Annotated in this window: 20 protein-coding genes and 1 riboswitch; of the genes, 11 read left to right on the top strand and 9 right to left on the bottom strand. The window is 70.2% G+C overall.

Annotated elements, in window-relative coordinates; translation table 11 throughout:
* Positions 1-4 precede the first annotated feature (4 nt).
* The 6 genes from hpnH (at position 5) to OHA88_RS10520 (ending at position 6399) form a co-directional block, all read left to right on the top strand.
* Positions 5-1024: an adenosyl-hopene transferase HpnH gene (hpnH, locus tag OHA88_RS10545; RefSeq protein WP_328625269.1), complete on the top strand. Its 1020-nt coding sequence runs from the start codon at positions 5-7 to the stop codon at positions 1022-1024.
* 4 nt (positions 1025-1028) lie between these two features.
* A complete protein-coding gene (gene ispG, locus OHA88_RS10540) occupies positions 1029-2195 on the top strand; it encodes a flavodoxin-dependent (E)-4-hydroxy-3-methylbut-2-enyl-diphosphate synthase (RefSeq protein WP_328625268.1) in 1167 nt (388 codons plus the stop codon).
* Between the two features lie 25 nt (positions 2196-2220).
* Complete coding sequence (gene dxs / locus OHA88_RS10535; protein ID WP_328625267.1) at positions 2221-4122, top strand: 1-deoxy-D-xylulose-5-phosphate synthase; 1902 nt, start codon at positions 2221-2223, stop codon at positions 4120-4122.
* The gene (locus OHA88_RS10530; protein WP_328625266.1) at positions 4119-5516 is read left to right on the top strand and encodes an aspartate aminotransferase family protein; all 1398 of its coding nucleotides are present in this window, start codon (positions 4119-4121) and stop codon (positions 5514-5516) included. The genes dxs and OHA88_RS10530 overlap by 4 nt, the downstream gene beginning before the upstream one ends.
* Before the next feature lie 67 nt (positions 5517-5583).
* Positions 5584-6192: an XRE family transcriptional regulator gene (locus OHA88_RS10525; RefSeq protein WP_328625265.1), complete on the top strand. Its 609-nt coding sequence runs from the start codon at positions 5584-5586 to the stop codon at positions 6190-6192.
* 33 nt (positions 6193-6225) lie between these two features.
* Positions 6226-6399 (top strand): DUF6126 family protein, encoded by a 174-nt coding sequence (locus OHA88_RS10520; RefSeq protein ID WP_266999596.1) that lies wholly within the window; start codon positions 6226-6228, stop codon positions 6397-6399.
* A 28-nt stretch (positions 6400-6427) separates the two neighbouring features.
* Here OHA88_RS10520 and OHA88_RS10515 read toward each other — a convergent pair whose 3' ends face one another.
* Complete coding sequence (locus OHA88_RS10515) at positions 6428-7240, bottom strand: tyrosine-protein phosphatase (protein WP_328625264.1); 813 nt, start codon at positions 7238-7240, stop codon at positions 6428-6430.
* Between the two features lie 195 nt (positions 7241-7435).
* Between OHA88_RS10515 and OHA88_RS10510 the strand changes: the two genes are divergently transcribed.
* From OHA88_RS10510 to OHA88_RS10500, 3 genes are all read left to right on the top strand, one after another.
* Complete coding sequence (locus tag OHA88_RS10510; RefSeq protein WP_328625263.1) at positions 7436-9532, top strand: alpha-galactosidase; 2097 nt, start codon at positions 7436-7438, stop codon at positions 9530-9532.
* Between the two features lie 291 nt (positions 9533-9823).
* A riboswitch (cyclic di-AMP (ydaO/yuaA leader) is annotated at positions 9824-9984 on the top strand.
* Between the two features lie 3 nt (positions 9985-9987).
* On the top strand, positions 9988-10857 hold the full coding sequence (locus tag OHA88_RS10505) for a M23 family metallopeptidase (protein WP_328625262.1): 870 nt from the start codon (positions 9988-9990) through the stop codon (positions 10855-10857).
* A gap of 175 nt (positions 10858-11032) precedes the next feature.
* Entirely contained in the window at positions 11033-11887 is an 855-nt protein-coding gene (locus OHA88_RS10500) for an SGNH/GDSL hydrolase family protein (RefSeq protein WP_328625261.1), read from the top strand.
* 58 nt (positions 11888-11945) lie between these two features.
* On the opposite strand, the gene OHA88_RS10495 is transcribed toward OHA88_RS10500, so the two are convergent.
* Genes OHA88_RS10495 through OHA88_RS10470 form a run of 6 tightly spaced genes read right to left on the bottom strand, consistent with a single transcriptional unit; the run spans position 11946 to position 18152 of the window.
* Complete coding sequence (locus OHA88_RS10495) at positions 11946-12863, bottom strand: STM4011 family radical SAM protein (protein ID WP_328625260.1); 918 nt, start codon at positions 12861-12863, stop codon at positions 11946-11948.
* Positions 12864-12871: 8 nt separating this feature from the next.
* Positions 12872-14236, bottom strand: coding sequence for an STM4012 family radical SAM protein (locus tag OHA88_RS10490; RefSeq protein WP_328625259.1), 1365 nt, complete (start codon positions 14234-14236; stop codon positions 12872-12874).
* Entirely contained in the window at positions 14230-15045 is an 816-nt protein-coding gene (locus OHA88_RS10485; RefSeq protein WP_328629646.1) for an STM4013/SEN3800 family hydrolase, read from the bottom strand. The genes OHA88_RS10490 and OHA88_RS10485 overlap by 7 nt, the downstream gene beginning before the upstream one ends.
* A gap of 37 nt (positions 15046-15082) precedes the next feature.
* Entirely contained in the window at positions 15083-16237 is a 1155-nt protein-coding gene (locus OHA88_RS10480) for an STM4014 family protein (RefSeq protein WP_328625258.1), read from the bottom strand.
* Positions 16218-17189 carry an STM4015 family protein gene (locus OHA88_RS10475; RefSeq protein WP_328625257.1) on the bottom strand — a complete coding sequence of 324 codons (972 nt, stop codon included), beginning with the start codon at positions 17187-17189 and terminating at the stop codon, positions 16218-16220. The genes OHA88_RS10480 and OHA88_RS10475 overlap by 20 nt, the downstream gene beginning before the upstream one ends.
* Positions 17190-17195: 6 nt before the next feature.
* Positions 17196-18152 (bottom strand): STM4015 family protein, encoded by a 957-nt coding sequence (locus OHA88_RS10470; RefSeq protein ID WP_328625256.1) that lies wholly within the window; start codon positions 18150-18152, stop codon positions 17196-17198.
* Between the two features lie 163 nt (positions 18153-18315).
* Between OHA88_RS10470 and OHA88_RS10465 the strand changes: the two genes are divergently transcribed.
* Complete coding sequence (locus OHA88_RS10465; RefSeq protein WP_093769959.1) at positions 18316-18642, top strand: hypothetical protein; 327 nt, start codon at positions 18316-18318, stop codon at positions 18640-18642.
* A 93-nt stretch (positions 18643-18735) separates the two neighbouring features.
* Entirely contained in the window at positions 18736-19737 is a 1002-nt protein-coding gene (locus OHA88_RS10460; protein WP_328625255.1) for a DUF6745 domain-containing protein, read from the top strand.
* Positions 19738-19801: 64 nt separating this feature from the next.
* On the opposite strand, the gene OHA88_RS10455 is transcribed toward OHA88_RS10460, so the two are convergent.
* Both OHA88_RS10455 and OHA88_RS10450 read right to left on the bottom strand, forming a co-directional pair.
* Positions 19802-20392: a TetR/AcrR family transcriptional regulator gene (locus OHA88_RS10455; RefSeq protein ID WP_425897647.1), complete on the bottom strand. Its 591-nt coding sequence runs from the start codon at positions 20390-20392 to the stop codon at positions 19802-19804.
* A gap of 115 nt (positions 20393-20507) precedes the next feature.
* The gene (locus OHA88_RS10450) at positions 20508-24233 is read right to left on the bottom strand and encodes a S8 family serine peptidase (protein ID WP_328625253.1); all 3726 of its coding nucleotides are present in this window, start codon (positions 24231-24233) and stop codon (positions 20508-20510) included.
* Between the last annotated feature and the right edge of the window lie 103 nt (positions 24234-24336).

Genomic DNA, 24336 nt, shown 5'->3' with positions numbered 1-24336 from the left:
CTAGATGGCCATGCCGCTCCGTCAGACCATCAAGGTTGCGACGTACCTCATTGAACAGAAGCTCCGCAAGCGGGACAAATTCCCGCTCATTGTCGAGCTGGAGCCTTTGTTCGCCTGCAATCTGGCGTGCGAGGGCTGCGGAAAGATCCAGCATCCGGCAGGAGTACTCAAGCAGCGCATGCCGGTGGCCCAGGCCGTCGGCGCGGTGCTGGAATCGGGTGCCCCCATGGTGTCCATCGCGGGCGGTGAACCCCTGATGCACCCGCAGATCGACGAAATCGTGCGGCAGCTGGTGGCGCGGAGGAAGTACGTCTTCCTCTGCACCAACGCGATGCTGCTGCGCAAGAAGATGGAGAAATTCACCCCGTCCCCGTTTTTCGCCTTCGCCGTGCACATCGACGGTCTGCGCGAGCGGCACGACGAATCGGTCGCCAAGGAAGGCGTGTTCGACGAGGCGGTGGCGGCGATCAAGGAGGCCAAGCGGCGCGGCTTCCGGGTCACCACGAACTCCACCTTCTTCAACACCGACACCCCGCAGACCGTCATCGAGGTCCTGAACTACCTCAATGACGACCTGAAGGTCGACGAGATGATGATCTCGCCCGCCTACGCGTACGAGAAGGCTCCCGACCAGGAGCACTTCCTCGGCGTCGAGCAGACCCGCGAGCTCTTCAAGAAGTCCTTCGCGGGCGGCAACCGGGCCCGCTGGCGGCTGAACCACTCGCCGCTCTTCCTGGACTTCCTCGAGGGCAAGGCGGACTTCCCGTGCACGGCCTGGGCGATCCCCAACTACTCGCTCTTCGGCTGGCAGCGGCCCTGCTATCTGATGAGCGACGGGTACGTCCCGACGTACCGGGAACTCATCGAGGACACCGACTGGGACAAGTACGGTCGCGGCAAGGATCCGCGCTGCGCCAACTGCATGGCGCACTGCGGCTACGAGCCCACTGCCGTCCTCGCCACGATGGGCTCGCTCAAGGAGTCCCTGCGTGCCGCGCGCGAGACCGTCGCCGGGAGCCGGTGACGTCATGACCACTGGAGAACCAGTCGCGCTGGGTCTCCCCGAGCTGCCGGCCCGGCCGCTCGCGATGCGCCGTCCTTCGCGGCGCATCCAGGTCGGGTCGGTGGCGGTCGGTGGGGATGCGCCGGTGTCGGTGCAGTCGATGACCACGACCCGGACGTCGGACATCGGTGCGACGTTGCAGCAGATCGCGGAGCTGACGGCGTCGGGCTGTCAGATCGTGCGGGTTGCGTGTCCGACTCAGGATGATGCGGACGCGCTTGCGACGATTGCGCGGAAGTCGCAGATTCCGGTGATCGCGGATATTCATTTCCAGCCGAAGTATGTGTTCGCGGCGATTGATGCGGGCTGTGCTGCGGTGCGGGTGAATCCGGGGAACATCAAGCAGTTCGATGACAAGGTGAAGGAGATCGCGCGGGCGGCGAACGATGCGGGGACGCCGATCCGGATCGGTGTGAATGCGGGTTCGTTGGATGCGCGGTTGTTGAAGAAGTACGGGAAGGCGACTCCTGAGGCTCTGGTGGAGTCGGCGTTGTGGGAGGCGTCGCTGTTCGAGGAGCACGGGTTCCGGGACATCAAGATCTCGGTGAAGCACAACGATCCGGTGGTGATGGTGAATGCGTACCGTCAGTTGGCGGCTCAGTGTGATTACCCGTTGCATCTGGGGGTGACGGAGGCGGGGCCGGCGTTCCAGGGGACGATCAAGTCTGCGGTGGCGTTCGGTGCCTTGTTGAGTGAGGGGATCGGGGACACGATCCGGGTGTCGCTGTCGGCGCCGCCGGCCGAGGAGGTCAAGGTCGGTCTGCAGATTCTGGAGTCGTTGAATCTGAAGCAGCGGCGGTTGGAGATCGTGTCGTGTCCGTCGTGCGGTCGTGCGCAGGTGGATGTGTACAAGCTGGCGGATCAGGTGTCTGCGGGTCTTGAGGGCATGGAGGTGCCGTTGCGGGTTGCCGTGATGGGCTGTGTCGTCAATGGTCCGGGTGAGGCCCGTGAGGCGGATCTGGGTGTGGCGTCGGGTAACGGCAAGGGGCAGATCTTCGTCAAGGGCGAGATCATCAAGACGGTTCCCGAGTCGAAGATCGTCGAGACGCTCATCGAGGAAGCCCTGAAGATCGCCGAGAGCATGGAAGACGCGGGAACGCCATCAGGGGTCCCCGCCGTCACCGTGAGCTGAAACAGGACCGAGAGGGGGCCCGAGCGTGACCATTCTGGAGACCATTCGGGGGCCGCACGACCTGAAGGCACTGAGCGGACCGGAACTCGGCGAACTCGCCGAGGACATCAGGAAGTTCCTGATCGAGGCGGTGGCCAGGACCGGCGGCCATCTGGGGCCCAACCTGGGGGTGGTGGAGCTGTCCATCGCCCTGCACCGGGCCTTCGACTCACCCGTGGACCGCATCCTGTGGGACACCGGGCACCAGAGCTACGTACACAAACTGCTCACCGGACGGCAGGACTTCTCCAAGCTGCGCGGGAAGGGTGGCCTCTCCGGCTACCCGTCTCGCGAGGAGTCCGCGCACGACGTCATCGAGAACTCGCACGCCTCGACCGTGCTCGGCTGGGCGGACGGCCTGGCCAAGGCGAACGAGGTGCTCGGCCGCCCCGACCACGTCGTCGCCGTCATCGGGGACGGGGCGCTCACCGGCGGCATGGCGTGGGAGGCGCTCAACAACATCGCGGCGGCCAGGGACCGGCCGCTGATCATCGTGGTGAACGACAACGAGCGCTCGTACGGCCCGACCATAGGCGGCCTCGCCAACCACCTCGCCACCCTCCGTACCACCGACGGGTACGAGCGATTCCTGTCATGGGGCAAGGACGTCCTCCAGCGCACACCCGTCGTCGGACAGCCGCTGTACGAGTCGCTGCACGGTGCGAAGAAGGGGTTCAAGGACGCGTTCGCCCCGCAGGGCATGTTCGAGGACCTGGGGCTCAAGTACGTCGGGCCGATCGACGGACACGACATCGCGGCCGTCGAGTCCGCGCTCAGCCGGGCGAAGCGCTTCCACGGCCCGGTGCTGGTGCACTGTCTCACCGAGAAGGGCCGCGGGTACGCGCCCGCGCTGGAGGACGAGGCCGACCGGTTCCACACCGTCGGCGCGATGGACCCGCTGACCTGTGCCCCGCTCGCACCGCTCGTCAGCCCGTCGTGGACCTCGGTGTTCGGGGACGAGATCGCCGCGATCGGTGCGGATCGGCCGGACGTCGTCGCGATCACGGCGGCGATGCTGCACCCCGTCGGGCTGACGAAGTTCGCCGAGGCGTTCCCTGACCGGGTGTGGGACGTCGGGATCGCCGAGCAGCATGCGGCGGTCTCCGCGGCGGGGCTCGCCACCGGCGGGCTGCATCCGGTCGTCGCCGTCTACGCCACGTTCCTCAACCGCGCCTTCGACCAGCTCTTGATGGACGTCGCGCTGCACGGATGCGGTGTGACGTTCGTCCTCGACCGGGCGGGAGTCACCGGCCCGGACGGTCCTTCGCACAACGGCATGTGGGACCTGTCCGTGCTCCAGGTCGTGCCCGGGCTCCGGATCGCCGCCCCGCGCGACGCCGACCGGCTGCGGGAGGAGCTGCGCGAAGCCGTCACCGTCGACGACGCGCCGACCGTGCTGCGCTTCCCGAAGGAGTCGGTGGGGGAGCCCGTCCCGGCGATCGGCCGGGTCGGTGCCATGGACGTGTTGCACCGCGCCGACGACCCCGAGGTGCTCATCGTGGCGGTGGGCGTGCTCGCCTCCGTCTGTCTGCAGGCTGCCGACCTCCTTGCGGGCGGCGGAATCCGCTGCACGGTCGTCGACCCCCGCTGGGTCAAACCGGTCGACGAACAGCTCGCCCCGCTCGCCGGACGGCACCGGCTGGTCGCCGTCGTCGAGGACAACAGCCGGGCGGGAGGCGTCGGTTCGGCGGTCGGACAGGCGTTGCGCGATGCCGGTGTCGACGTACCGTTGCGCACCTTCGGCATCCCCGAGCAGTTCCTCGCGCACGGCAAGCGCGCCGAGGTGCTGGCCGACATCGGGCTCACACCGGTCGAGATCGCCGGCCGGATCAGTGCCGCGCTGGCCGCCAAGGCCGCAGTCGAGGGGATCGAGGAGAGCGGGGAATGAAGGACGGCGGCCCCAAGGGTTTCGATCTGGCGCAACTCCTCGCGGAGCGCGGCGCCGAACGCTATGAGCTGCACACGAAATACCTCAACCACCAGCTGCCGCGGATGCTGCACACCATCGGCTTCGACAACGTCTACGAGCGGGCCGAGGGCGCGTACTTCTGGGACGCGGACGGCAACGACTACCTCGACATGCTCGCCGGCTTCGGCGTGATGGGGCTGGGCCGCCACCACCCCGTCGTCCGCAAGGCACTGCACGACGTCCTGGATGCCTCGCTCGCCGACCTCACCCGCTTCGACTGCCAGCCGCTGCCCGGACTGCTGGCCGAGAAGCTGCTCTCGCACAGCCCGCACCTGGACCGGGTCTTCTTCGGCAACAGCGGCACCGAAGCCGTCGAGACCGCGCTGAAGTTCGCCCGGTACGCCACCGGGAAGACGCGCGTGCTCTACTGCACCCACGCCTTCCACGGCCTGACGACCGGCTCGCTCTCGGTCAACGGCGAGTCCGGCTTCCGGGACGGCTTCGCACCGCTGCTGCCCGACACCGCCATCGAACTCGGCGACCTCGACGCGCTGCTGCGTGAACTCGAACGAGGCGATGTGGCGGCGCTCGTCGTCGAGCCGATCCAGGGCAAGGGCGTCCACGAGGCGCCGCCCGGCTTCCTGCGCGCCGCGCAGGAGCTGCTGCACCGGCACAAGGCACTGCTCATCGCCGACGAGGTGCAGACCGGCCTCGGCAGGACCGGTGACTTCTACGCGTACGAGCACGAGGAAGGTGTCGAACCCGATCTGGTCTGTGTCGCCAAGGCACTCTCCGGCGGCTATGTGCCGGTGGGAGCGACCCTCGGGAAGGACTGGATCTTCAGACGCGTCTACTCGTCGATGGACCGGGTTCTGGTCCACTCGGCGAGCTTCGGCTCCAACGCCCAGGCGATGGCGGCGGGGCTCGCGGTCCTCGCGGTGATGGAGGACGAGGAGACCGTCGCCAACGCCCGCCGCACCGGCGATCTGCTGCGCGAGCGGCTCGCCGCGCTCATCGGGCGGTACGAGATGCTGCACGAGGTCCGTGGCCGCGGGCTGATGATCGGCATCGAGTTCGGCCGGCCGTCCTCGCTGAAGCTGCGCAGCCGCTGGACCGTGCTCCAGGCGGCCCGCAAGGGTCTCTTCGCGCAGATGGTGGTCGTACCGCTGCTGCAGAAGCACCGGATCCTCACCCAGGTCTCCGGTGACCATCTGGAAGTGATCAAGCTGATTCCGCCGCTGGTCATCGGTGAGCCGGAGGTGGACCGGTTCGTGACCGCGTTCACGGCGGTGATGGACGACGCGCACAGTGGCGGCGGGCTGATGTGGGACTTCGGCAGGACACTGGTCAAGCAGGCGGTCGCCAACCGCTGAGCCCCACAGGATTTGCCTCCGAGGCAAGAAAATTGCCTCTGAGGCAGAATCCTGGCCCAATGGACATATGAATCCTCCCGATGGAGGGGTGGCCGACGAGCTGCCCGGGGTCGCGCCACGCCTGCGCGATCTGCGCCGCCGCCGTGGTCTCACCCTCGAGGGCGCCGCGCAGCGCGCGGGGCTCTCCCCCGCCCATCTCTCCCGGCTCGAAACGGGCCGACGACAGCCCTCGCTGCCGATGCTCCTCGGACTTGCCAGGATCTACGGTACGACGGTCTCCGAGCTGCTCGGCGAGACTCCGCCGGAACGTGACGCGATCGTCCGCGCCGGCAGCTTCGAGGGCGCCGAGGCCGACGGCTGGATGTATCAGCAGGCCGGAGGCTCCGGCCGGGCGATGCAGGCGCTGCGCGTCCGCGTGCCGTACGGCGCGCAGGGCGATCTCGTACGCGTCCATCCGGGCGAGGAGTGGCTGTACGTCCTCGCCGGGCGGCTACGGGTGAGCCTCGGTGACACGGTGCACGATCTCGACCCCGGGGACAGTGCCCACTTCGACTCGCTCATCCCGCACCGGATCGCCGCCGCCGACCGCGACGGATCCGAGCTCCTCTTCGTCCACACCCTGCTCCAGAGTCCTGCCGCCGAGCTGTGCCTCGGCAGGGGCATCCACCGTCGCTGAGACCGGTCCGCCCGGTCGCCAGAGAGGACTGTCATGTCCGATTCAGAGAACTTCGATCCGCTCACCCCGGCCAGGTCCAGGAAGGACGGATCGCAGGAGGGGAAATTTCCGCGCGGCGTGGTGATCCGGCTGGTCGCCTATCTCGTCGCCGGGCACGTCTTCGCGGCCTTCCTCTACCTGCTCTTCGCGGTGGCAGGCAAGGGCTGATCGCCGGCCACCACCGCCGGCGGTCCGGCTACGCCTCGTCGAGCAGCCGTCCGCGCAGCCGCTCCAGCGTCTGCGGAGTGAGTTTCAGCCCCTCGGCGAGATAGCGGTCGGTGCTGCCCCAGGTCTCCTCGATGGTGGTGAAGGCCTGGGCGAGATATTCGGCGCGGGCGTCGAAGAGCGGGCTGAGCAGCTCCATCACCTCGGGCGACATCCCGGTCTCCGAGGTGTCGCTGCGGCGCACCTTGTACCGGCGGTGCGGGTGGTTGGACTTGAGGTAGTCGGCCTCGATGGCCTCGCGCTCGACCCCGACGGCGAGCAGCGACACCGCGATCGAGATCCCGGCCCGGTCCTTGCCCGCCGCGCAGTGCATCAGCGCGGGGACGCTGTCCTCGGCCAGGGCGTGCAGCACCCGGCTGTGCTCGGCGGTGCGGTCCCTGACGATCGTCCGGTACGAGGCGGTCATCCGGGCCGCTCCCTTGCCGTCGGCGAGGAGCACGCGCAGCTGCTCGATGTTGCCGTCGCGGACCATCCGCCAGAACTCGGCGCCGTCGGCCGGGTCGGAGAGCGGGATGCTCACATTCCGTACACCTGGCAGCTCCACGTCCAGGCCGTCGAGCTTGTGGTCGGCCGCATTCCGGAAGTCGAAGATCGTGTGCAGCCCGAGACCGCCGAGGAACGCCGCGTCCTCGGAGGTGGCGTGTGCGAGGTGACCGCTGCGGAAGAGCCGTCCGTGCCGCACCCGGCGTCCGTCGACGGTGGGCAGCCCGCCCACGTCGCGGAAGTTGCGCACGCCTGACAGCTCGGGTTCCGTCGACGGGATCTGCGGCACCTGCTGCGTCACGGTGTCTCCTGGAATCTCTGGCGTCGGCGCGGCTCGCCGGCGAGGTCACTCCCGCGACGATACGACATCGGTGGCTCGGACAATCATCTCGGCCTTTCTCGCCCTGCCCGCTGGTGAATTCCCCCTTGCGCGGGCGTTGCCCGGCCACCCGTCGGAGCTTGATGATGTGCGGAACTGTGTGAATGTGGGGATGACATGATCGAGACTGGTGAGACAGGTCGGACCTGGCTGCTGACCGGGGCGACGGGTAGCTATGCGCTGCATCTCACGGACCGGGACGAACTGCTGCATCTGCACTGGGGGCCGCGGATCACCCTCGCGGTCGCCGAGGCCCTCGCCGCGTCACCGGACCTGCCCTTCCGGGGCTTCGAATCGCAGCTGGACGGCCGCGAGGAGTACCCGGTGGAGGGCGGCCCCCGGTTCGTCCGGCCCGCCCTCTCGGTACGCACCCCCGAGGTCCGCGGCACCGAATGGGTCTACGCCGAGGCGTCGGTGGAGGGCGACGAACTGCGCATCGCGTTCTCCGACTCCGTACAGCAGCTCGCGCTCGCACTGCACTACCGGATGCGGGACGACTCCGATGTGATCGAGCGCTGGGCCACCGTCAGCCACGCCGGACCCGACGGACCGCCGCTGGAGCTGCTGCGCGCCGACGCGGCCACCTGGGCGCTGCCCGCCCGCGACGGCTGGCGCCTCAGCCATCTGCACGGGCGGTGGGCGGCGGAGACGCAGCTCGTGCGGTCGGAGCTGACGTACGGCGAGAAGGTCCTCTCCAGCAGGCGCGGTCACACCGGGCACCAGTTTCTGCCCTGGGTCGCGCTCGACGCGGACGGAGCCGCCACCGAGGAGCACGGCGAGGTGTACGGCTGCGCGCTCGCCTGGTCCGGCTCGTGGCGGATCGCCGTGCAGCAGCTCCCCGACGGGCTCGTACAGATCACCGGCGGGGCCGGCTACGACGACTCGGGGCTGCTGCGGCTCGCACCGGGGGAGACGTACACCACACCGGTGTTCGCCGGACTGTGGAGCGCCGAAGGGTTCGGCGGGGCGAGCCGGGCCTGGCACGCCTGGCAGCTGGCCCACGTCGTTCCGGACGCCGAGAGCCTGCGCCCGGTGCTCTACAACTCCTGGGAGGCCACCGGCTTCGACATCGCGGAGGACCAGCAGCGCGCCCTGGCCGTGCGCGCCGCAGCAATGGGTGTCGAACTGTTCGTGGTGGACGACGCGTGGTTCGGGCAGCGCACCAGCGACCGGGCGGGACTCGGCGACTGGACCCCGAACCCCGAGCGCTTCCCCGGCGGGCTGAAGCCGCTCGCCGACGAAGTGCACACACTCGGCATGCAGTTCGGCATCTGGGTCGAACCGGAGATGGTGAACGCCGACAGCGACCTCTACCGCGCGCACCCGGACTGGGTGCAGCACTTTCCCGGGCGTACCCGCACGGAGTTCCGTAATCAGCTGGTGCTGAATCTGGCCCGGACCGATGTGCAGAACTATCTGTGGGAACAGCTCGACTCACTGCTCTCCAGCGCCCCGATCGACTATGTGAAATGGGACTTCAACCGGTGCTTCACCGATGCGGGCTGGCCGGGCGAGGAGTATTCGCAGAAGCTTTGGATCGAGCATGTGGATGCGCTGTACGCGCTGATCGACCGGCTGCGGGCCGCTCACCCCGGTGTCGCCTTCGAGTCCTGCTCGGGCGGCGGCGGCAGGATCGATCTGGGCATCCTCGCCCGCACCGACCAGGTGTGGACCTCCGACAACACCGACCCGCTGGACCGGCTCGCCATCCAGGAGGGCTTCGGGCAGATCCATCCGGCTCGTGTGATGGCCGCCTGGGTCACCGACAGCCCGAATGTCCAGCTCAACAGCAGGGTCAGCTCGCTGCGCTTCCGCTTCGTGAGCGCGATGGCCGGGGTGCTCGGGGTCGGCGGAGACCTCACCGAGTGGAGCGACGAGGAGCTGGCCGAGGCCCGGGGCTGGGTGAACCTGTACAAGGAGATCCGCCCGGTGGTGCAGCACGGGGCGCTGTACCGGCTGCGTGCGCCGCGCGGCGGGCTCAGCGCCGTGCAGTACACGCACGGTGACGAGGCCGTGGTGCTCATGTGGCTGGAGGCGCAGAGGTACGGGGAGCTGCCGCCGGCCCTGCGGCTGCGCGGGCTCGACCCCACGGCGACCTACACCTGTGTGGACACCGGGGCTGTCCATCACGGTTCCGTGCTGCTGCATCAGGGGCTGCACACCGGCCTGCGAGGGGACTTGGACGCGAAGGTGCTGAGGCTCCGCCGCGGATGATGCTCATGACATGTCCGTATTGGGGCATTTAGTCGAACATGCCCTACTTATGCGGGAGATGAGGGGCATCTCGTGAGCGGGATCATATCCGTGACGGTGTGTGGTGGCGCGGCGGCCGGGTAATCCGTACACCGCGCGGAAAGCCAAGATCCCTAATCCACGGAGTGTGACCGGAATTCCGCGCCGATTTCCCGGCGCGGATTCCGGCACGCAACCGATGGCTTGTTCTACTCGTCCTCACTCGTTTACGGTCACCGTCAATCCGGACGGACCGCCTAATCCTGCCGCCGACCGGAATTCGTACCCACTCATCGTGTGGCAGGAGCGGGGGAACCAGGTAAGCCGCCGACCGGAGAAATCCGGCCGGCTCGGGGTTAAGTCGCACTTCGTGCGACCGGGCATCTCCAGCCCGAACCCGACAGCTCACCTCGTAGGCGCCGGAGAGGAAATTCTTCATGCCCATATCGGGTAAGCACCGTCGTCCGAAGTCCAGCACCATCGCTCGTGGCGTTGCCGCCGCCGGAGCCGGCGGGGCCGTCATCGCCCTCCCGCTGCTCGGTGCCACCGGTGCCCACGCCGCAGTGCAGGCCGCCCCCGCCGCGCACTCGGCCGCCGCCACGCACGCCGCCCCGGCCGCCCCGGTCGCGAAGAAGCAGGCCGAGACCCGGACGTACTCCGTCGTCGCCGGCGACTACCTGGCGAAGATCGCCGCCGACAACAAGGTCGACGGCGGCTGGGAGAAGCTGTACCAGGACAACCGCGAGGTCATCGGCGGCAACCCGAGCCTGATCCTCCCGGGCATGAAGCTGACCCTCGGCGGCTCCGCCGCGGCCACCGGCGCCACGCAGGCCGCCCCGGCCCCGTCGAAGGCTCCGGTGACCCCCAAGCCCGCCGCCCCTTCGGCCGCCCAGAGCAGCAGCTCCGGCTACGTCGCCCCGGTCCCGGGCAAGCACACCACCAACTACCGTGCCTCCGGCGCCAACTGGTCCAGTGGTAGCCACACCGGCATCGACTTCCCGGTCGCCACCGGCACCAGCGTGAAGGCGATCACCTCCGGCACCGTCGTCACCGCCGGCTGGGGTGGCGCGTACGGCAACGAGGTCGTCGTCAAGCACGCCGACGGCCACTACTCGCAGTACGGCCACCTGTCCGCGCTCTCCGTCTCGGTGGGTAAGACCGTCTCTGCCGGCCAGCAGATCGGCCTCTCCGGTGCCACCGGCAACGTCACCGGCCCGCACCTCCACTTCGAGGTCCGCACCGGCCCCGCGTACGGCTCGGACATCGACCCGGTCGCCTTCCTGGCTTCGCACGGAATCTCCGTCTGATCTGATCCGATCAGGCCTGATCCGAACGGCTTGGTGAAGGGGCGGTGCGCGGCGGCGCACCGCCCCTTCACTTATTCCCTCTTTACCAAAACCTGACCGGGTGGTCTATCTCACCTCCCGTCAACCCCTTATTACGGTCGCGTAGGTCACATTCGGCAGTGCAGGATGTGCCCTTGTGGCAGACGATTCGAGAAAAAATCAACGTGGCGTCAACAACCGACATGGCGCCATCGGGTCGTACGCAGCGATTGGCGACAGCTTCACCGAGGGGGTCGGTGACCCCGGCCCGGACGGAACCTTCGTCGGCTGGGCAGACCGTTTCGCTGTACTCCTCGCGGACCAGCTCCCCGACCTCGATGCAGCGACGAACACCGATGGTTCCGCCGGTTCGGCTCACGGGAATTTCCGGTACGCCAATCTCGCCGTACGCGGACGCCTCCTCGACCAGATAGTCGAGGAGCAGGTGCCGCGCGCCAAGGAGCTCGCCCCCGACCTGGTGAGCTTCTGCGCGGGCGGCAACGACATCATCCGGCCCGGCACCGACCCCGACGACGTGGCCGAGCGCTTCGAGCGCGCGGTCGCCGACCTGACCCGGTCGGTCGGCACCGTCATGGTCACGACCGGCTTCGACACCCGGGGCGTTCCCGTGCTGCGCCACCTGCGCGGCAAGATCGCCACCTACACCGCCCATGTGCGGTCCATCGCCGACCGCTACGACTGCCCGGTCCTCGACCTGTGGTCACTGCGGTCCGTGCAGGACAGGCGCGCCTGGGACGACGACCGGCTCCATCTGTCGCCCGAGGGACACACCCGGGTCGCGCTGCGCGCCGCCCAGGTCCTCGGCCTCGACGTGCCGGCCGACCCCGACCAGGAGTGGCCGCCGCAGGCGCAGCGCGGCACGCTCGAGGTGCGGCGCGACGACATCCACTGGGCGCGCGAATATCTGGTGCCGTGGATCGGGCGGCGGCTGCGCGGCGAGTCCTCCGGTGACCACGTCGAGGCGAAGCGGCCCGACCTGCTGCCGCTGTAATCGGCGCGGTGTCCTCTTCGGCCGGACGGGCTTGTCCGCCGAAGCCCGTCCGGTTCGTTCAGGCCCGTCCGGCGACCGGGAACAACGGCAGCAACGCTTGATCCCGGTGCGCCGGTTCGGGCGCCCGGCCGGCCGGTATGCGTTCCAGTACGCCGCCTGCGAAGACGTCGTACAGCGGCAGCGTCTCCAGATGCACATATCCGATGTGGCAGTCGCACACGGCGAGCGGACAGGCCCGCGGGCCCAACGCCCGCCGGTAGCTGCCGTCGTAGAGATTGCCGAGCTCGGCCGGGACGAAGTGGCAGCGGCGGACCGTCCCGTCCCCGTCCACCGAGATGACCGACTCGCCGGTCCGGCACGGCATTCCGGCCGAGCGATGCGGATCCCGGCTGTACGGGAAGAGGGGGTCGAGGGCCGTCCAGCGGTCCGCCTCCTCGTCCGTGTAGCTCCGCCCCTCGGCCGCGTTGACCCAGAGATAGACCTCGCCGGGCAGGTCGGCACGGAGCCGCCGCGCCTCGTCGAGATGCTCGTCGAGACCGACGACACCGACGCTGTACCGGACACCGAGGCCGGTCAGCTCCCGGCACTTGGCGAGGAAGCGGTCGTACGGCGTCTGTCCCGGGTGGTAGGTGCACCACAGCGCGATCTTGTCGCGGGCGGCCCCACCCGCCTCGGCCAGCCACCGCGTGCGGCCGCTGAGATTGGTCTGGATCGCGACCCGGCCGATGTGCGGCAGCTGCGCGAGTTCGACCAGCGCCCGGCGGTACCAGGAGCGGACCAGCCCCTCGCCCCATGGCGTGAACAGCACCGAGATCCGGTCGCCGGTCGGCGCCGCCACCCACGCGGTGAACCGCTCCAGCGCGGCACGGTCCGTACGCAGCTGCTGCGGACTGTCGCGCCGCTTCGCGAACGGGCAGTACGGGCAGTCGTAGTCGCACGACGCCAGTGGACCGCGGTACAGGATCGTCAGGTCCATGGGTGCGCTCACTTCAGTTCGTACGCGGCCATCGCGGCCCGTACGGCGGGGGAGAACAGCTCGGGACCCAGGGCGTCGGAGTGTGCGAGGCCCTCGGGCGACAGCCGCAGCAGCCCGGCCGCGTCGGCGGCGCCGTCCAGCCAGCCGCGCGCCTCGAACCGGTCCAGCTCGACGCGGAAGTCGTCACCGGGCAAGGTGCCGAACCGCTCGCGGTAGTCGGCCGGTTGCAGCCCCCGGGCCTGGAGCAGCGACTGCAGGAGATGGCGTCTGCGCGCCTCGTCGCCGTCGACGTAGCGGCCCACTTCGGCGCGTGAGAAGTCCTCGGTGGCGGTGTAGCCGTCGATGATCGCCCGCACCTCACGCATCTCCACCGCGTAGTCGAACGAGTAGTGCAGCCGTGTGGTGTACGAACGGGCGCCGCAGCCCAGGCCGATCATGCCGTCCGTCTGGCACGCGTAGTCGGCGGGGCCCTCCTGCGGGGCGTCCGCGCGGCGGAACATCCGCATCGACACCTGCTCGTAGCCGTGGGCGAGAAGATGGTCCCGGCCCGCCCGGTACAGCCGCAGCCGCTGCTCGTCCCACGCCGCGTCCGCCGCGGCCTCGACGTCGGCGCCGAACCGGCCCAGACCGGTCAGCGGGCGCACGTACAGCGGATAGAGATAGAGCTGCTCCGGCTGCCAGCCGAGCGCGGCGTCCAGCGAGGTGCGCCAGCTGTCCTCCGTCTGCCCGTCGATGCCGTAGATCAGGTCGATGTTGAGGACCGGGATGCGCACGTCACGGATCCGGCCGAGGGCGGCTTCCACATCGGCGCGGTGCTGCGGGCGGACCGCCGCGCGGGCTTCCGCGTCGACGAAGCTCTGTACGCCGATGCTGATCCTGGTCGTCCCGCGGTCGGCGAGAACGGCCAGCCGGTCGGCCGTCGCGGTCGACGGCGACGTCTCGACCGACAGCGGTACCGAGCGCAGGTCGGCACCCATCCGCTGCTCCGCGATGTCGCAGAGCCGCTCCAGTTCCGCGGCGGTCAGAAAGGTGGGGGTGCCGCCGCCGAACGCCGCCGCGGCGAACCGTACCGGCGACTCGTCCCCCAGCGCGTCCCGGACGGCGGTGGCCTGTCGCTCCAGCGCGTCGAGGTAGCGGGTCGTCAGTTCATCGGGAGCGCCGATTCTGGTGAAGAGGTTGCAGAAGCCGCAGCGGACCTCGCAGAACGGTATGTGGAGATAGAGCGACAGCGCGTCCTTGCGCTCCGCTGCCCACAATTCGCGCAGTGCGGGCCGCCCGGCGGGGTGTGCGTCGAGCCTTCCGTACGCCGTCTTGTGCGGATAGGCGTAGACATAGCTCTGGTACGGACGGATGGTCGGCTGACTCGTCAGCATGCGGTGGCCCCCGGTTCCAGGAAGAAGTGCGCGTACGGAACGGTCCAGACGGACTCGTGGCCGAGCCGGTGACCGGTGTAGCCGTCGTCCCCGTACGCCGTGCCGTGGTCGGAGCAGACGATGGCGAAGCAACGGCGGCGGCTGCCCGCGACGGTGAAGAGCCGGCCGATGTGCGCGTCGACGTACTCCAGGGCGGCGGCATGCGTGGCGCGGGAGTCACCCGCCTCCGGGGTGGCGCCCGTCCGGTGGAACCAGTTGGGCTGGTGCAGCGCCGACACGTTGACGAAGAGGAACAGCCGCTGTTCGGCCGGAAGCCGGGCCACGACCTGCTCGGCCCGGGCCACCTGGGCCTCGAAGGAAGTGGGCGACGCAACCCCGAACTCCGGTTCCCAGTGGCTCTCCTGGAACATGCCCGGCAGAACCGAACCGAGCGGGCCCTGCCGGTTGAAGAACCCGACGCCACCGATGCACACCGTGCGGTAACCGGCCCCGGCGAGAGCGGACACCAGATCGGGGGTGTCGAAGACAAAGGTGCGGGAGGCCGTGGTCTCACTGCCCGCGAAACGCGCCGCGAACAGCCGCGGATGCGGGCCGGGGGCAGCGGGCGTCGGCAGGAAGCCCGCGAAGATCGCCTGGTGGGAGGCGTACGTGAAGCTGCCGGGAGCATGCCGCTCCTCCCATGCTCCGCCCGGGAGATGACGGGCCAGATGAGGGATGCGGCCGGCGGCGGCGAGCTCCGCCGCCACGTCGTACCGCAGGGTGTCGAGCGTGATCAGCAACAGATCGTGGCTGCCCACGATCTCGCTCATGTCCGGGTTCCGGGCGTCGGTGGGGGAGGCGCCGGTATCAGGCAGTGGTGGTTGCACGGTGGTTCCTTGCTCTGTTCAGTACGGCGGCGACCTGCGCCGCATAGGTGTCCAGACCCTCGGCGCCACTGCCCGGGAGGCCGGTCAGGCGTGGCAGCAGATCGCCGAAGGCGTTGACCTCGCCGACGGCGAACCGACGCCAGCCCGTCGCGGGCAGCAGATCGACGGCCACGCACAGCGTCTCCGGGAAGCAGGCGGCGGCCCGCTCGCACACGGCGAGGACCTCGGCCCAGCTGCCGCCCGCCGCCCGGACGGCCGCGCGGACCTCGTCAAGACTTCCGCGCTCCCCGCCCAGGTGAAGATTGGTCATGGGGGAGCGGCTGGTCCGTACGACGGCATGGGTCGCGCGACCTGCCACCACCACGACCCGCAGATCCGCCGACCGCCCATGCTGCGATGCCTTGGGCAGCCAGCGCTCGATGTGCAGTCCGTCCGGTGCGAGCGTGTCGACGATCGCCGCCACCTCGCGCTCCGTCGTACAGCGGCGTACCCGCAACGAGTTGAAGAGCCGCCCGGCGGCGTCGCGCTCCACCGACGTCGTCGCCCGCACGCGGCCCGGCCCGGCCGTCTCCACGGCGAGCACCCCCGAGGCGGACGAGCCGTGCGCGAGCTTCACGAAGGCCCGCGGCATACCGTGCCCGGCCATCAGCGCACGCACGTCCGCCCAGCCGCGGACCACGGGCGCCCCGGCCCCGGAGGTCGCGGACGCAGGCACGGGAACTGCGGCGCCGTCCAGTACGCCATGGCAGAGCCGCTTGTCGAACAGCACCGCCACATCGCCCGGATCGTCGAGCAACTCGGCACCGGCCTCAGCTGCCGCCCGCGCCACCTCCCGTACGGCCGCGGTGAAGTGGGCATACCAGAGAGCGGTGCCCTCGACCCTCGTCGGATCGTCCACCGCCCGCAGCAGCCGTTCCACCTCGGCATCCTCACCGGGCGAGTCCATCCGTACGGTCTCGCCCGGCCGGAACGCCGCCTCGCCGCGCAGCACCGCCGGCCAGGGCACGACCCGCGCGGCCGGCAGCCCGGCGGCGCGTACCGCGTCCTGGAACAGCGTCACCCGACGGTTCCCGGGAACGCCGACGACGGCAAAGCGTGGCACCGGACCGCCCGGGCTACTCGGAGACGGCGACATAACGCTCGTCGTCCTCATCCGGATCCCAGTACTCCACCTCGTGCGGTTCGCCGTTCACCCGGTCCGGTCCGATCAGACCCCTGAGCCGGTCGACCAACGGGTCGCTGATGTAGTGATGGTGCAGATCCAGCGAGGTCAGATGAGTGAGGGGCTGGCCCGCGAGCAGCGACTCGGCGCCGTTGTCGCTGAGGGTCCCCATCGCGAGGGAGAGCGACTCCAGGTGGGCGACGACCGGGGCCGAGGCCACCGCGGCCGCGATCTCGTCCTGGATCTCGCTGTTCTGCAGACCCAGATGGCGCAGCTTCGGGAACGCGGCACCGGACAGCAGCGGGGCGAGGTCGTCGACCGTCGAGTCGCCGCCGTACTCGGTGACGCCCAGCCAGAGTTCGAGATGCTCCAGCGCGGGCAGCTCCGAAGCACCGATCGCCCGCACGACGCCGGCCGGGAGCCCGCCCGACTCGAACCGAAGCGACCTGAGCGATGTGTGCCGCACCGGCTGCAGGCCGAGGATCTCCGTGCCCTCGATCGGCTCGCCGCATCCGCGTACGGTCAACTCCTCCAGGTGCTCGAACGCCTCGACCACAGGGGTGATGTCGGACATCTGCAGCCACGAGAGCTCGCACTCCTCGCTGACGACATCGGCGAGGAAGAGCGCCCTCAGGGACGGGAAGCGGTCCGCATGAGCACACAGCAGCTCGACGACCGGCGCGAGGGGGGTGTAGTCCTCCTCCCACCAGGGGCCGATCAGCAGGGCCCGCACCGCGGTCGTGTCCACCGTGTCGAGGAAGTGCTCCCACAGTGCGGCAAACGTCAGGTCGTCCTGCCAGGCGCTCTCCAGCCGCCAGGCGACCGCGTCCGCCGCCGGGAGAGGATCAGCGTGCGGCAGGTCGGGGCCGGGCAGCGTGAGGACCGGCAACCCGTGCCAGGACTCGGGGTGTTCGATGTCCGTCATCGCGCATCACTCCGCAACCGTGGTGTAGCGGCCTTCGATCCCGCGGTTGCCCCACGGCACCTCGCGCTCGGAGAGATCGACCTGCACACCGTGCGGTTCCAGCGCCTCCTTGATCCGGCGCTCCATCGGCTCGGTGAGGAAGTGGTGGTGCAGATCGAGCCGTTCGAGATGGGTCAGCGGCTGGCCTTCGAGCAGCGCGGCCGCGCCCTCGTCGCCCAGCGTGCCGTTCGACAGGTCGAGGGTGCGGAGCTGGGCGACGACCGGGGCGCTCGCGACGGCGCCCGCGATCTCGTTCTGCAGCTCGCTGTTGCGCAGGCCGAGGTGGTGAAGCCGGGGGAACCGCGAGCCGGAGAGCAGCGGGGCCAGGTCCGCGACATCCGCGTCGCCGCCGTACTCGGAGACGCCCAGCCAGAGATCGAGCCGCTCCAGCGCCGGCAGCTCGCTGTCCAGAATGCCGCGGATCACGCCGACCGGAAGGCCGCCGGTCTCGATGGTCAGCGAACGCAGCCGATCGTGCTTCAAGGGGGAGAACCTCAGATCGGTGCCGCCGCGCACACCCAGTTCGAGCAGCGCCGGGAACGCGGTCAGCAGCGCGGTGACGTCGCACTGCTCGATCCAGGAGATCTCGTGCTCCTCGCTCGTCATGTCGCCGACGAATATCGCCTCCAGTGACGTCAGCCGGTCGGCCGCGGCGATCACCAGGCCGATCGGGTAGGACGACGTCTCGTCGGTCGCCTCCCCCCACTGTCCGATGATCAGGGCCCGCACACCGCCCGGGTCGACCGCCCCGAGGAACGCCTGGAACGCCTCCTCCCAGGTCATCTCGGACTCGTCGTCGTACGGGTCGACCGAGATACGCCAGGCCGCGGCGTCCGCGGGCTGCGCCGGGGCCTCGCCCGTCGCGTGCTGGAAGTCGACGGCCGGAAGGCCGAGCAACTCGTGCAGGTGATCCACACCGGACATGGCCCTGAACTCCTGAGACTGGGATCGGCTGATGTCCGCAAGGTTTATCAAGCGGCACTGACAATGCGGCGGGCGGGACCGGTCGTGACCGATTGTCAGACCCTCCTCGTAGCGTTTTCTCCATGGCCGGCACAGCGGGTGCCGCCGTGGAGGGGAGACGTCTGTGTACCGGCAGGGCGATGTACTGATCGTGTCGTTGGAGGAGTCGGCGGTGCCCGCGCATCTGGTGGACGCGCCGGGAGAGCCGCGGGACGCCCGAGGGCGACTGGTGCTCGCCCTCGGCGAGGTCACCGGTCATGCGCATGCGGTTCAGGGGCCCGGCCGGCTGATGCGCGAGGCGGGCGCCTTCGGCCCGATGCTGCTCCATCTCCCCGACGGTGGCCGGGTGGTGCACGAGGAGCATGCGGCGATCCCGCTGTCGAAGGGCTGGTACCGCGTGGTGCGCCAGCGGGAGTACGCACCCGGCGCGGTTCGCATCGTCGCGGACTGACCGGCACGCCCGGAGCGCCCGGTGGGCAGCGGACAAGGCGTGCAACAGCAGAGATTCAGGACCGGACAGCGAAACAGGGGACGGGGACAACCGATGCAGTATGTGGACTCATGGCGGGCCGTGGCGGCGGCGACCGGCGCGGCGGACCGGGCCGCGGCCGAGGACGGCGTCCGCCTCGCCTACCGCAGTGCGGGACTTGCGGAGCCGGAGGAATTCGTCTGGGCCGACTCGCCGAAGGCGGCCGTCGAGGCCGTCGAGAAACTCGTCGGCGCGGGACGCTCGGTGCGCGACGAGGTACGGACCCGCCCGTGGGCGGACGAACGGCGCCGGATGTACGACGAGCTGGGCCCGGCCGGCTGGTCCGCCCTCTGGGCGGCCACGGGCGCCCAGCTCTGGGAGACCACGGCGGCGCTCGCCGACCGGATACGGGCGGGTGTCGTCGCGGCCCTCGCCCAGCGGCCCGAGGACGAGTCGGACGTACGGCTGGTGCTGCTCGACGCGGTGCTCGGCCAGCACGACGCCGCGTGGCTCGCCGCATTCGACGGCCGCGGGGACCGGCTCGAGGGCCTGGCGGCGGTGGCCAGGAACGCGGGCTGGTGGTGGCCCTACGAGCGCACGGTGGTGCTCAGCGAACGCCCGGAGGCACTCCACCGCGACGAGGCGGGCCGGCTGGACCGCGGGGACGGCCCGGCCCTCTCGTACCGCGACGGGTTCGCGCTCCACGCCTGGCGCGGCATGCCGGTCCCCGCCGAGTTCCTCGCGGAACTGGCGGCCCTGACCCCCGAGCGGATACGCAACGAGGAGAACGCGGAACTGCGTCGCGTGATGCTGGAGTTCTACGGCTACGACCGCTACCTCGCCGAGTCGGGCGCCGAGCCGGTGCACCGGGACGAGACGGGAACCCTCTGGCGGATCGCGCTTCAGGGCGACGAGGACGTGGTGATGGTCGAGGTGGTCAACTCCACCCCGGAGCCGGACGGGACGCACCGTACGTACTGGCTGCGGGTGCCGCCGACGACCAGGACCGCGAAGGAGGGTGTGGCCTGGACGTTCGGACTCGATGGCGAGACCTACGCCCCACTGCGTCAGACCTGATCGTCGGACAGGACGGGAGGGAGCCGGGAGGAAACGGGGAGTGCGGAGAGGGGAGCCGGCAGGGTCAGGCCGTCAGTGCCTCCTGGTCGATGCCCAGCTCGCGGGCGAGCGCCTCGTCGGTCCACGCCAGCATCGTGGCCCGGGAGAGCGGACCGGCGTACGACGTCATCTGGACGGCCAGACCGTCCAGCAGGGCGGTCAGCCGCCAGGCCACGGACATCGGATCGTCGCAGTGGAACTCCCCTGCGGCGGCCCCTTCTTCGAGGACCTCGGCCAGTTCGGCCTTCCACTGCTGGTCGAGATCGCCGGCCACATTGCGCAGCGCCGGATCGCGCAACGAGACCGCCCAGCCCTCGATCCACAACCGCCACCCCTTGGCCTGCCCGGTCGGCGCGTACCAGCGGACGGCGGCGCGCAGTCTCCGTACCGCACTGGTGCGGCGGCTGAGCAGCTTGCGCAGATGGGCCAGGTCGGCCTCGGCCGCATGCGCGAAGGCAGCCGCGACCAGCTTCTCCTTGGTCGAGAAGTGGTAGAGCACGAGGGCGTTGCTCACCCCGAGGACGGACGCCACATCGGCGATCCGTACCGCGGCGACGCCCCGCACCTCGATCTGCTCGACGGCAGCGCGCAGCAGCTCCTCGCGTCGTTCCGCCACGCCCAACCGCACTCTCGCCACGGCGTCACCCTAACCAATGCACGGGTTCCCGACAGGTCGGGGGCGGGACCGCAAGCGGCCCGCCCCCGACTCGCTTCCAGCTGTCAGGCCCCGGTCAGCACCAGATATCGGCGCAGCCCGAGTTGTACGCGTCGATCAGGGTCTCCGTCAGCGACGCACCGGTCGTGTCCGTGACGGTTGTCCGCAGATCGACCTTGGCGGTGCCCGCGGAAGGCACGGTGACCTTCCACCGGCCGTCTGCCGCGCGCGCCGCCGTGGCCTGCTTCCAGTCGGTGCCGTCCGTCGCGTACCAGACCTTCAACGACCCGATGGGAAGCGCCCGCCGGCTTCCCTGTGCGGTCAGGCCGACCGTGTAGTCGAGCGGCTTGCCCGCGTCCGCCGCGTTCTCGCCGGTCAGCGGCAGCCGGTAGTCGAGGTCCAGCAGCGGGGCCGCGGCAGCGGACTTCTCGTGGCCGGAGCGGAACCGCCACTCGCTGGCCACCTGCGACCCGAGCATCCACGTCACCGGATCCGGCGACGTACGGGTGGCATCGACGGTCAGCCGGTACCAGTTGTCCTTGCGCGGCAGATCGAAGGTGGCGCGGCCCGGTGCGCCGTTGCGGGCCAGTACCCTCCCGCTGTCGTCCGCCAGCACCGTGCTGCCGGTGTCCGCGACCGGCGCCGTCTCGGCGCGATGGCCGGCCGCGTCGGAGAACATCGGGAGCGCCACGTTCAGCTTGTCGCCGTCCCGGGTGATCTGCGCGGGCCCGGCCTGCTTGCCGAGCGCCGGGTTGAAGGGCGCGGACATCCAGTCGTCCCGGTAGTCACCGCCGGCGCGGTACACGGTCGGTGCGCTGACCAGCGTCCCCAACGGGTAGACCCGTTCGGCGACGTCGTACTGGTAGTGGAAGGTCGCCGTCGTCCACGCCACGTCCGGGGTGTAGTAGAGCGTCTGCTCCGACGGCGGACGGTAGCGGGTGGACTGCTGGAAGAGCGTCAGCCCGTGCCAGGTCGTCCAGGCGTACATGCCCTTGGGGTCGGACGGGTAGCCGTGCGTGCGCTGCACCGTCGTCACCTTGGCCAGTTCCGACCGCCGGTCGAACCAGTCGGCCCCGGCCGGGACCCTGCCGTCGACCGAGTGGTGCAGGAAGTAGGCGTCCGCCGAGCTGTTGACGCCGTCGAGCGTCAGCGTGAGCGGCCCCTCGGCCAGCCGGGCCCGCAGGGCGGGCACACTGGCCGTGTCCAGCCTGAGTACCGGTGTCGGCCTGTAGACCGAGAGCCCGTAGCCCACGTACACGATGGCGGCCGTGCCCGCGTCCGACAGCTTCTGGTAGAGCGCGTTGTTGAACGCGGTCTGGCTGGTGGCCGGTGTCCACAGGACGATCTTGCCCTTGAGGTCCATGGCCGCCGGGTCGGTGTCCGCCCCGGTGCCGATGTCGACGACCTCGCCGGTGGCCGTACCCAGCCAGCTGTAGATGCTGTACTGCGAGAGCAGCAGCTTCAGCGCGTCGGCCGAGGAGCCGGGCTCATGCGCGTCGACCTCCCGCTGCTGCCAGCTCAGCCCGCCGAAGAAGCTGAGCCCGTCCAGCGTCCCACCGGTGGTGGGTACCGCCTCCACCCGGTACTGACCGGCGGAGCTCGGCGCGACCAGACCGGTGTCCCGGGCGCCCGTGCCGGAACCGATGCGTGACACGATCCCGGTCGCCGACTGCAGTGACACCCGCGCCGACCCGTCGTCCACGCCGATCCTGACCGGCTTCGCACCCTCGGTGTCCAGTGTGACGGAGCTGTCCCGGCCGACCGTGACCCGCCGGGCGAAGTGGATCGCCGCGGTCCCGACGACGGTGTTGCCCACCGTGTCGTACTCCCAGGTGTGCCCCAGGATCCGGTAACTGCCGCGCGGCAGCGTCACCGTCCTCGGCTTGGCGCCGTCGAGCCCGATCAGCTGGGACGCGCCGGTCCTTTCGTTCTGCAGGACCGCACCCGTCGAGGTGCGCTCGGCGCCCTCGCGCGGTGCGGGACCGGTCAGGGTGAGGGTGTACGTCTCAGGATCGGCCTCGACCGAGACGGGCACCGTCGCCCGGCCGCCGCCCGGCCAGGTCGCGGTGACCGCCCCGCCGAACGTCGTACCCGCCTCGACCCGCGACGGTTCGAGGGTGACGTCCGTGACCGCGGACGAGCGCGCGGGCACGGTCACGGTCTCCGCGCCCAGCCGGATCGCCCGGCCGGACCCGGACAGCCGCAGCTTCACGGGCTTGTCCGTGGTGTTCGTCCACGTCACCTCATGGCTCTGCGCGGCGGCGGAGGCGTTCGGGTACGTGGTGTGGGCGGCCAGGGTGGCGGGTTCGGCGACCACCTTGGCCGCCAGCGCCGCCGGCACGTCGGTGAGACCGGCGCCCGTGTCGGCGACCGACGCACCCGCCACCGGGGCGGCGCTGCCGATGAGTGCGGACTTCAGCTGCGCCCCCGACCAGTCGGGGTGGCGCTGGGCCAGCAGGGCGGCGGCGCCCGCGACATGGGGGCTCGCCATCGACGTACCGGAGAGTGAGGCGTACTGCTCGGTGACGGCCGCGTCGTCGAGCGTGCCGGCGGCGCGGGCGGCCACGATGGCGCTGCCCGGCGCGGAGATCTCCGGCTTGACCGCGGGCCGGCCCTCGCGCGGTCCACGCGAGGAGAACGCCGACATCTCACCGGACTTGGTGACGGAACCGACCGTCAGGGCGGCATCGGCGGCGCCGGGCCCGCTGATCGTCCGGTCGCCGCTGTTGCCCGCGGCGATCACGAACAGCGTGCCGTGCTCGGCGGAGAGCTTGTCGACCGCGGTGGACAGCGGGTCGGTGCCGTCGGAGGCCAGGTTCGACCCGAGGCTCATATTGACGATCCGGGCGCCCTGGTCGACGGCCCACTGCATGCCCGCGAGGATCCAGGAGTCGTAGCCGTAGCCGTCATTGCCGAGGACCTTGCCCTCGACGAGCTCCGCGCCCGGCGCGACGCCCGCGTAGCGGCCTTCGGACGCCGCTCCGGAACCGGCGATGATCGATGACACATGGGTGCCGTGGCCCTGCAGGTCCTGGACGTCGCCGTCCTCGGTGAAGTTCTGCGAAGCGGTGACGGCGTCCTTCAGATCGGGGTGGTCACGGTCGTAGCCGGTGTCGAGAACCGCGACCTTGGTGCCCTTCCCGGTGATCCCGGCCCGGTGCGCCTTGTCCGCGCCGATCTGCGGTACGGACGTGTCGAGCGTGGCCCGCACCCTGCCGTCCAGCCAGACCTTTCCGATGCCTTCGGTGCGGGCCCGGGAGGCCGTGCCGAGCTGCTTCCACACGGTGCCGGCCGACTTCTTGGGCACGGTCAGGGCCGTGGTCCCGGTGGTCCGGAAGGCCGCGGCGACGCGGGCGCCCTTCGGCGCGTCCGGGCTCCCGGCGGACGGCGTGGCGCCGCCGACCAGGACCCGTAGCGTGTCGGTGCTGCTGTCCGAGTACCCCGAGGCGACCAGCTCGGTCACGTCGAAGAGCCGCTGGTCCACCCGGCCCTGCGAGATCTGCCCGACGGCGTCGATCGGCACCGCGTACTCGTGGCCGTCCGCCCGGAACCGGGTGAAGCCCATGCCCTCGCGGCCGGATCCCGGCACGATCGAGCTGATCTGTACGGCGCTCCCGCTGCCGGAGTACGTCACCACGTCGCCGGTCAGCAGGGTGACGGTGCGGATTCCGCCGCCCGCTCCCGGGGACAGGGCCGGGTCGGCGAACGTGGGTGCCTGGTCGGCGGCGGCAGGGAGCGATCCTCCGGCAAGGGCGGCGGCGAGCGCTGTGGCGCAGGCCGCCGCCCATCTGGTCCGTCTCATTCTCACCTCGTGAACTCGTGTGTTTTCAGGGGGTGGTGAGGTGAGACTGTCAGGAGCATGGCGTAACAGAGGCGGTCGGAGCTGGCGGGAAGCTGCCATGGCA

The sequence above is a fragment of the Streptomyces sp. NBC_00353 genome, assembly GCF_036108815.1.
In the GTDB taxonomy this organism is placed as follows: domain Bacteria; phylum Actinomycetota; class Actinomycetes; order Streptomycetales; family Streptomycetaceae; genus Streptomyces.
This window is presented reverse-complemented; position numbering and strand designations above follow the sequence as displayed.

Bases quoted from the DNA above. Each gene is read 5' to 3' on its own strand.
- hpnH (WP_328625269.1), top strand. From the start codon at position 5: ATGGCCATGCCGCTCCGTCAGACCATCAAGGTTGCGACGTACCTCATT.
- ispG (WP_328625268.1), top strand. From the start codon at position 1,029: ATGACCACTGGAGAACCAGTCGCGCTGGGTCTCCCCGAGCTGCCGGCC.
- OHA88_RS10530 (WP_328625266.1), top strand. From the start codon at position 4,119: ATGAAGGACGGCGGCCCCAAGGGTTTCGATCTGGCGCAACTCCTCGCG.
- OHA88_RS10525 (WP_328625265.1), top strand. From the start codon at position 5,584: ATGAATCCTCCCGATGGAGGGGTGGCCGACGAGCTGCCCGGGGTCGCG.
- OHA88_RS10520 (WP_266999596.1), top strand. From the start codon at position 6,226: ATGTCCGATTCAGAGAACTTCGATCCGCTCACCCCGGCCAGGTCCAGG.
- OHA88_RS10510 (WP_328625263.1), top strand. From the start codon at position 7,436: ATGATCGAGACTGGTGAGACAGGTCGGACCTGGCTGCTGACCGGGGCG.
- OHA88_RS10505 (WP_328625262.1), top strand. From the start codon at position 9,988: ATGCCCATATCGGGTAAGCACCGTCGTCCGAAGTCCAGCACCATCGCT.
- OHA88_RS10495 (WP_328625260.1), bottom strand. From the start codon at position 12,863: ATGGACCTGACGATCCTGTACCGCGGTCCACTGGCGTCGTGCGACTAC.
- OHA88_RS10490 (WP_328625259.1), bottom strand. From the start codon at position 14,236: ATGCTGACGAGTCAGCCGACCATCCGTCCGTACCAGAGCTATGTCTAC.
- OHA88_RS10485 (WP_328629646.1), bottom strand. From the start codon at position 15,045: ATGAGCGAGATCGTGGGCAGCCACGATCTGTTGCTGATCACGCTCGAC.
- OHA88_RS10480 (WP_328625258.1), bottom strand. From the start codon at position 16,237: ATGTCGCCGTCTCCGAGTAGCCCGGGCGGTCCGGTGCCACGCTTTGCC.
- OHA88_RS10475 (WP_328625257.1), bottom strand. From the start codon at position 17,189: ATGACGGACATCGAACACCCCGAGTCCTGGCACGGGTTGCCGGTCCTC.
- OHA88_RS10470 (WP_328625256.1), bottom strand. From the start codon at position 18,152: ATGTCCGGTGTGGATCACCTGCACGAGTTGCTCGGCCTTCCGGCCGTC.
- OHA88_RS10460 (WP_328625255.1), top strand. From the start codon at position 18,736: ATGCAGTATGTGGACTCATGGCGGGCCGTGGCGGCGGCGACCGGCGCG.
- OHA88_RS10450 (WP_328625253.1), bottom strand. From the start codon at position 24,233: ATGAGACGGACCAGATGGGCGGCGGCCTGCGCCACAGCGCTCGCCGCC.